5 protein-coding genes are annotated in these 6,847 nt (G+C 58.7%); 1 reads left to right on the forward strand and 4 read right to left on the reverse strand.

Features of this window, described 5'->3' with window-relative positions:
• The first annotated feature begins 98 nt into the window (after positions 1-98).
• A complete protein-coding gene (locus tag VGE80_RS22745) occupies positions 99-1,322 on the forward strand; it encodes a beta-ketoacyl-[acyl-carrier-protein] synthase family protein (RefSeq protein ID WP_440594234.1) in 1,224 nt (407 codons plus the stop codon).
• Between the two features lie 21 nt (positions 1,323-1,343).
• On the opposite strand, the gene holA is transcribed toward VGE80_RS22745, so the two are convergent.
• The 4 genes from holA to VGE80_RS22765 form a co-directional block, all read right to left on the reverse strand.
• The gene (holA, locus tag VGE80_RS22750; protein WP_440594235.1) at positions 1,344-2,435 is read right to left on the reverse strand and encodes a DNA polymerase III subunit delta; all 1,092 of its coding nucleotides are present in this window, start codon (positions 2,433-2,435) and stop codon (positions 1,344-1,346) included.
• Between the two features lie 8 nt (positions 2,436-2,443).
• A complete protein-coding gene (locus VGE80_RS22755) occupies positions 2,444-3,178 on the reverse strand; it encodes a 23S rRNA (guanosine(2251)-2'-O)-methyltransferase RlmB (RefSeq protein WP_440594236.1) in 735 nt (244 codons plus the stop codon).
• A gap of 59 nt (positions 3,179-3,237) precedes the next feature.
• A complete protein-coding gene (gene rlmB, locus VGE80_RS22760; RefSeq protein ID WP_440594237.1) occupies positions 3,238-4,008 on the reverse strand; it encodes a 23S rRNA (guanosine(2251)-2'-O)-methyltransferase RlmB in 771 nt (256 codons plus the stop codon).
• A gap of 196 nt (positions 4,009-4,204) precedes the next feature.
• A complete protein-coding gene (locus VGE80_RS22765; protein WP_440594238.1) occupies positions 4,205-6,547 on the reverse strand; it encodes a BatA domain-containing protein in 2,343 nt (780 codons plus the stop codon).
• Positions 6,548-6,847: the final 300 nt, after the last annotated feature.

Raw genomic sequence — 6,847 nt, forward strand, 5'->3', positions numbered from 1 at the left:
GAGTAAGCGACAAACATTTCGCACCTCGGTCCGTTATCCGGCAGGGGCACCGGGGCGGCCGACACAGAATCAACATGATTTGAGAAAGTGAGACAGAGATGGATCAGCGAGATTCGGTTTGTATTACGGGCGTCGGATTGACCTCCTCGATCGGTCACGGATACGAACAATTCGCATCGAGTCTCCTGGCAGGTCGATCGGGGATTGAGCGTGTCTCGGCATTTGAGGTGACGGATCATCCGAGTCAGATTGCCAGTCTGATTGGCGAAATCCCTTGTCCGGAAGGGTATGACGAGGCCAATTTTCGTTCGCGACTGCGGATCGAACAGTGCGGCATCTGGTGTGTCGAATCGGCCTTGCGAGACGCGGGCTGGGACAAACGCCCCGAACATCTGCGGATCGGACTGGTCCTGGGAATGGGTGCCGAGTGGATGCAGAGCTGGGAGATGGATTACCGCCGCGGGGGCCGTCGCGCTTTCGATCCGATGGAAGAACCTGCCGGCGTCACGACGAAGATCCATCAACTGCTGAATTTGAATGGTCCTCAGTTAACAATCTCTGCTGCCTGTGCGAGCGGGAACTGGGCGATCTCGCAGGGGAAACGATGGCTCGACCTGGGCTGGGTCGATCTCTGCATTGCCGGAGCGTGTGACATCGGTGTCACCCCGCTCTCACTGGCTGGCTTCGGAAACCTGCGAGCATTGTCACGGAAGAATGATGCGCCTCACGGAGCCCTGCGTCCCTTTGACCGGGACCGCGACGGGATGGTGCTCGGAGAAGGGGGAGCGGTCTTCCTGCTGGAAAAGACCTCCGCCGCCGTGAAACGAGGGGCACGCCGTTATGCCGAAGTCGCCGGCTTTGGTGCCACCAGTGACGCCCATCACATGGTGATTCCCTGTCCTGAACCGCAGCAGGGAATCGCCGCCATGCGGCAGGCACTCACGAACTCCAAGGTGGAACCGCACGAGATTGATTACATCAATGCGCACGCCACAGGAACGCCGGTCGGCGATATCTGTGAAGCAAAAATTCTGCAGGCCGTCCTCGGCGACGAAGTCTCCCGAGTCCCGATCAGCTCGACCAAATCGCTGACCGGCCATCTGCTCAGTGCAGCGGCGGCCATTGAAGCCGTGACCTGCCTTGTCTCACTCGAAAAGCAGCTCATTCCGCCGACCGTTAATCTCGACAACACGGACCCCGAATGCGCGATGCTCCATCATGTCCGCAATGAACCACAGGAACGGGAGATTGATGTCACCGTCTCGAACTCGTTCGGGTTTGGCGGCAACAACACCTGCCTCGTTCTGAAGAAGGCTGCCTAGCAAGCAGTCACGCGGCTGGTTTCAGGAAAGGTCATGCCCGGACAGCTCGACCAGCAGACGCTCGAGCTGAATCCGCTCGGGAAGAGGGTTTGCGCCCTTCAGACCCGAATCAACCTGGACCAGTCGCTGCAGGATCTGCTCTGCCTTCGTTCGGCCCAATCGGCGAAGGTAGGACTGACCGGCATTCACGGCCATCGGAAAGACCCCTGCTTGTCGCAGCGCCTGATCGAGAGCGATTGTCCGTGAAAGATCGGTTGCGACGGCGTACTTTTTGAAGGTGTACGAGATTCCCCCCAGCAGCTTCATGGGTGGTTCACCTGACGTGAGCAACTGATCGAGTGCAGTCAGGGCGAAGTCGAGATCATTGTCGCGGGTCGCATCGGTCATGGCCCAGGTTGTCTCGGTCCGCCATCCGCCGACCAGCGATTTGACGTCGTCGATTTCGATCTTTCCTTTCGACCCGACATACGACGCCAGCTTTGCCAGCTCGGAATCCAGCATTCCCAGTTCGTCGCCCACCAGTTCGACCAGCAATGTGGCGGCGTCCCGGCTAATCGATTGGCCGTAAGTCTCCTTGGCCGTCTCCTGGAGCCATTTCTGCAGTTGCGGGCCTTTCAGCTCGGAACACTCGATCTCCAGCCCCTTCGCAGCGACCAGTTTGTAAAGCTTCGTGGTCTTTGGGAAAGAGTCGAGAACGAGAGCCAGAACGGATTTTCTGGCCGGCTTTTCGACCAGCTTCTCCAGACCTGCACGATTCTTGGTGACGAATTCGTCTGCGTCATCCACGACTACCAGGCGGCGATCACCCCACATCGAGACGGTATGAAGTTCGTCCGAAACGGCCTGCAGTGTCGCTTCTTTCGCGGGAAATCGGGTCAGGCAGGTCTCGTCATCGTCGATTACGCGCTTCCGTAAGTTCGCCATCGCGGCTTGTTTCAGATGCCGCTGTCCACCCGACAGGACGACGACAGGAGCGATGTCACCGGAGGATTGTTTGAGAAACTCAACAGCATGCATTTCGGTCGTCTTCTGGTTGGTCGCAGGACCGGACAATGTCGTGGTCCGATGAGGCCGCGTCGAATTGACGGACAGGGCCGAGGGGAAAGCCGTCACTCACGATCTTAAACCGCGCGCGTCAGTTCAGCCATCAGGATACCCCCGGCCACTGAAACATTCAGCGAAGGGACGTCACCCCGTGCGGTCAGCTTGCAGACCTGGTCGCACTTTTCCAGGGTCAATCGACGCAGGCCGAGTTCTTCATTACCGAGAATGAGCATCCACGAACGGTCACGCGGGATCTGCGAGACGTCCTGTTCCGCGTGCTCGGATGCACCGAGCAGCCAGACCCCGGCCGCTTTGGCGATGTTCATTGCGCGGGCCATGTTGGTCGGTTCGCCGAAGGGGACGTACTCCAGACCACCGGCGGCGACATCATAAACGGTGGCCGTCAGAGGGGCCGATCGGTCCCGCGTCAGGATGATTCCCTTGATTCCGTAAAACGACGCCGTGCGGAACAGGGCACCGACGTTGTGCGGATCCTGCAGACAATCGAGTGCCAGCCACAGTCCGGGGCTGGCTGAGGCCTCGGCGAACAGTTCTTCGACCAGCAGTCCATTTCGTTCGCGGACGGTGGCCTGCGCCGCGCCAGTGCGCTCGAACTTCCCTTCCTTCGCGTTACGTCGAGGTTCCTCGGCAAGGTTTGTACGGATCGGAATCTGGTGCTGTCGTGCCAGTTCAATCACTTCGTTCCAGGCGGGGGAGGGCTTCCCGGCAGGGAGGCGGATATCCACGACATCGTGCGGGCGGCACTGGAGTGCCGCGAGGACGCTATGTGGATTCTTCAAAACCAGAGACATGCCATGTCTTTCTAAAGAGTCTTCCAGGTGGACGGATTCGGTTCGTCGACCCGATCAGATTAAATTCCATCGCGGCGTTGCCGCAGAACCTCGTAAAACAAGATTCCGGCTGACACCGCCGCATTCAGTGAGCTGACTCGCCCCAGGACGGGGATCTGCACAAAGTGATTGCAGAGCGATTTTAGTGTCGGGTGAATTCCACGTCCTTCGTTTCCAATGATCAGAACCGTGGGTCCGCGGAAATCGGTCGCGTAGATCGGCTGCGTGGCGTGGTCAGAGGCACCCACGATCTGGAAGCCTCGTTCCTTCAATTCTTCAGCAGTCGCTGTCAGGCTTTCGGTCTGAACGATCGGGACGAAGTTCACGGCGCCAGCGGAACTGCGGGCCACCAGGCTGTTCACGGGGGATTGTTCCTGCGTGCCAACGATCACGCCGTGCATTCCCAAGACATCGACCGAACGGACGATCGCGCCGAAATTGTGCGAGTCCTGGATGCGGTCGAGCATCACCAGGACAGGATTTTCAGGTAATTGCTTCCAGAGGTCGGCCACGTTTCCATAAGGGAAGGGAGGCATCCGGGCCGCCAGCCCCTGATGGTCTTCAGACCGGCACTGCTTCGTGATGTCGGCGTCTCGGACGTACGTGATGACCACGTCGAACCGAGCGGCGAGATCAAAAGCCTCGCGCAGTGCCGCTTCTTCGCAGCGGTCACTGTAGAGCAACTCGAGAATCGTCCAGTAGTTCGCTCGCAATGTCTCAAGAACCGCATTTCGGCCCCAGATCCAGCAGCGATTGTGATTGGAGAGCAGTGGACGACGGGCAGATTTCATGGGATGTCTGAATAGGTGTTCGACGACAAAGACTTACGCCCGCGTCGAAGCCGGAATGAATAAGGAAAACGATCCGTCATGAAACTGGGAATAGGTTTCACTGGCTCCGCCGGTGCTCTGCATTGCCATCTGCGTGTCGTCGCGGAGGGAAGGTTCTTTATTTGCGTGCTTGCAGAGACTTCAATCTGCTCGCGTCTCAGCCCGAGCGGAGGACGGGGCGAAATTTCAGGGCCAACGCCACCAGACTGATTGCGATGACGCTCGCCAGCCCGGCACCGATCCAGGAATCCCACCGGTAGGCATTCAATGTTAACGATCCCATTGCGAATGCGAGCAGCAGGCTGGCTCCGGCAACAAAGTTCCACGCCATCAGTTGTTCGACCAGTAACAAGGCCATGGCCGCGAACAGCAGTGACCGCGAGAAGCCCGTCCCGGTCGAAATCACACGCACCTGTTCTCCGTTGCTCGCTGCCGCTTCTTCCCATTCGGTGAGGTAACGAAACTCGATTCCCGGCATCAATTCGGTTCGCAGGTCTTCGCTTTGCAGTGAGGTGAGATCGCTTTCCTGGGTATCGACATTCACGGCGAACCAGTCCGTCCGATTTGCAGGTGGTCCCAGCACAATTTTGTGGAATCCACTGGTCGCGGTCGGTTCGGACGTGATAGTGCGCCCATCCGCGGAAGGTTGCAGTTGTTTGGTATCACCATTGGGGAGATGCAGGACCGCGGGAGTGTCGGTGGCTCGCAGTCCGACGTGGCACTGCAACGGCTGACCGACAAGGACGTCCCTGTCTTTCCACCGTCCCGAGACGGCGTAGTTCACGGTCTCGTGCATCAGCGGAATCAGGCTGTGGCCCCAGACCGCCCACGTACTCCATTCCCGGTCGACCGATGTGGTCACCAGCACCACGCGTCCTCGCCCGTAAGGGGCATCGACAATCGCGGGGTCGCCCGAGCTGAATCCCAGGGCCACTTCGGCCCCCCGGTCCGCGTCGACTTCGGCTTTGACGTACACAAACGTTTTCGTCAGTTCCAGACCGGCATTGGCATTTCCCGCAAACGGTTGCAGGATGGGATGGTTGAATTCTCCCGGGTCGAACGTGAATGCCACGTCTTTTTTGCGGGGATCACCCGTTCGCTCGATCAACCGGGCGGGAAGGATCGGCTGTTTCTCTGCATGCAGAATTTGATTGTAGTTGTCGGGGCGGACCTGATCACCCAGGCAGAAGACCACACCGCCACCTGACTCCAGGTAACTGCGCAAAACTTCGGCTTCGCGTTCGGTGAACATCGCGATGTTACAGGCGAAGACGCAGTCATACCGGCTGAGGTCGGATCCGAGCAGTTCGCTTTCTCGAATTACCGTGGGACGCATCGGGCTGGAGAAAGCCCGGTTGGGGAGTTCGGGGGCAAGAGCCAGTTTCAGGAAGTCAGTGGAGTTGCCCATTGGTTCGCCGGAAGGCTTACCGTTGATGAGCAGCACCTGCAGTTCACTTCGAACGGGAATGACGAGTGATCTCACATCGTCGACGGGAAGCGTATCAGGGGCGATCCGGACATTCAGCCGATGTTCTCCGTCGCTGAACGTCGGCGAAAAATCGACGGAAACTTCCTGGCCGGCTGGCAGGTCGGCCCGTTTGGTGTCGGTCAACTGGCCGTCCACCATGAGCTCGACGAGTTGATTCGACGCCCCGATCGAACTGAAGTTTTTGAGACTGGCCGAGACGCGGACCGGGCGACCGGAGAGAACGAAATCGTTGTCGATCCTGAGCCCGGTGACGGCGGTGTTGCTCGCGTTGGAATCCCCCACATCCAGCCAGACGACCTGTGAGCGGGAACCGATCGTCTTGAGCGTTTCCCGGATGCGCGAGGCTTCGACAGAATTGGCCGGCGCCCAGGTCGACGCCTGCAGGTCGGTGATCAGGTAGACCTCTTTCCGGCGAATTTCGGGTGCGAGCGACAGCAGGTCCTGTACTTCCTTCAAAACCATCGACGCATCGACGCGCTCGTCGTATAGAAGCAGTTGTTCGATCTCTTCGATGACCGCCATCGACTGGTAGGCCGGGCGGGCGATGATGACGTGCGGCGTTGACTCGCTAATGCGGACAAGATTGATGGCGTCCCCCTGTCGAGAACCGGCGACAATCTGACGGGCCAGCTCGCGGGCGCGATCAAACCGGGTTCGACCGGTGGTCGTGCTGCCCATGCTGAGTGTCGCGTCGATCACAATAATCCGATGCTTGGGGCCCTCAGACTGAAAGTATTGCCCAAGCGTTTCGGCCGTTGGCCGCGCAAGTGCCAATGCCAGGCAGACCACGATCATGGTGCGGACTAACAGAAGCAGTAGCTGTTCCAGCTTGAGGCGACGAGATTGCTTTTTGGTGGCGGCGAGCAAAAATCGCATGGCCGCCCAGGGAACCGTCTGATACCGCCTGCGATGCAGCAGGTGGATGAGAATCGGAATGCTGCCGGCCGCCAGTCCCCACAACATCAAGGGGCTGCCGAATCCGAAGGCAATTAGAGGAAACAGTCCGAACATCACCACCGCAGTTCCAGAAGATCGCTGTCCATCGAAAAACAATGGCAATCTTGGCGGAAGTCGCAGGTTGAACGCAACTCAACCCCCGCGATTCGCGGATTTTCACACAGATCAGAAGTCGTGCAAATGATAGGACCTGACGGCCTGGAGAGACTGCGGCTAGTGGTTTGTCACGATGAAAAATTAGGGTGCCACTGCATGACCGTCCTCGGTCACGCAGTGCTCTGTCAAGCATCAAAAAATGAGAAGACACTGCGTCTCCGAGGACTCCGATGCAGTGGCACACAACCCGACGATTTC

Source organism: Schlesneria sp., assembly GCF_036405755.1.
In the GTDB taxonomy this organism is placed as follows: Bacteria; Planctomycetota; Planctomycetia; order Planctomycetales; family Planctomycetaceae; genus Schlesneria; species Schlesneria sphaerica.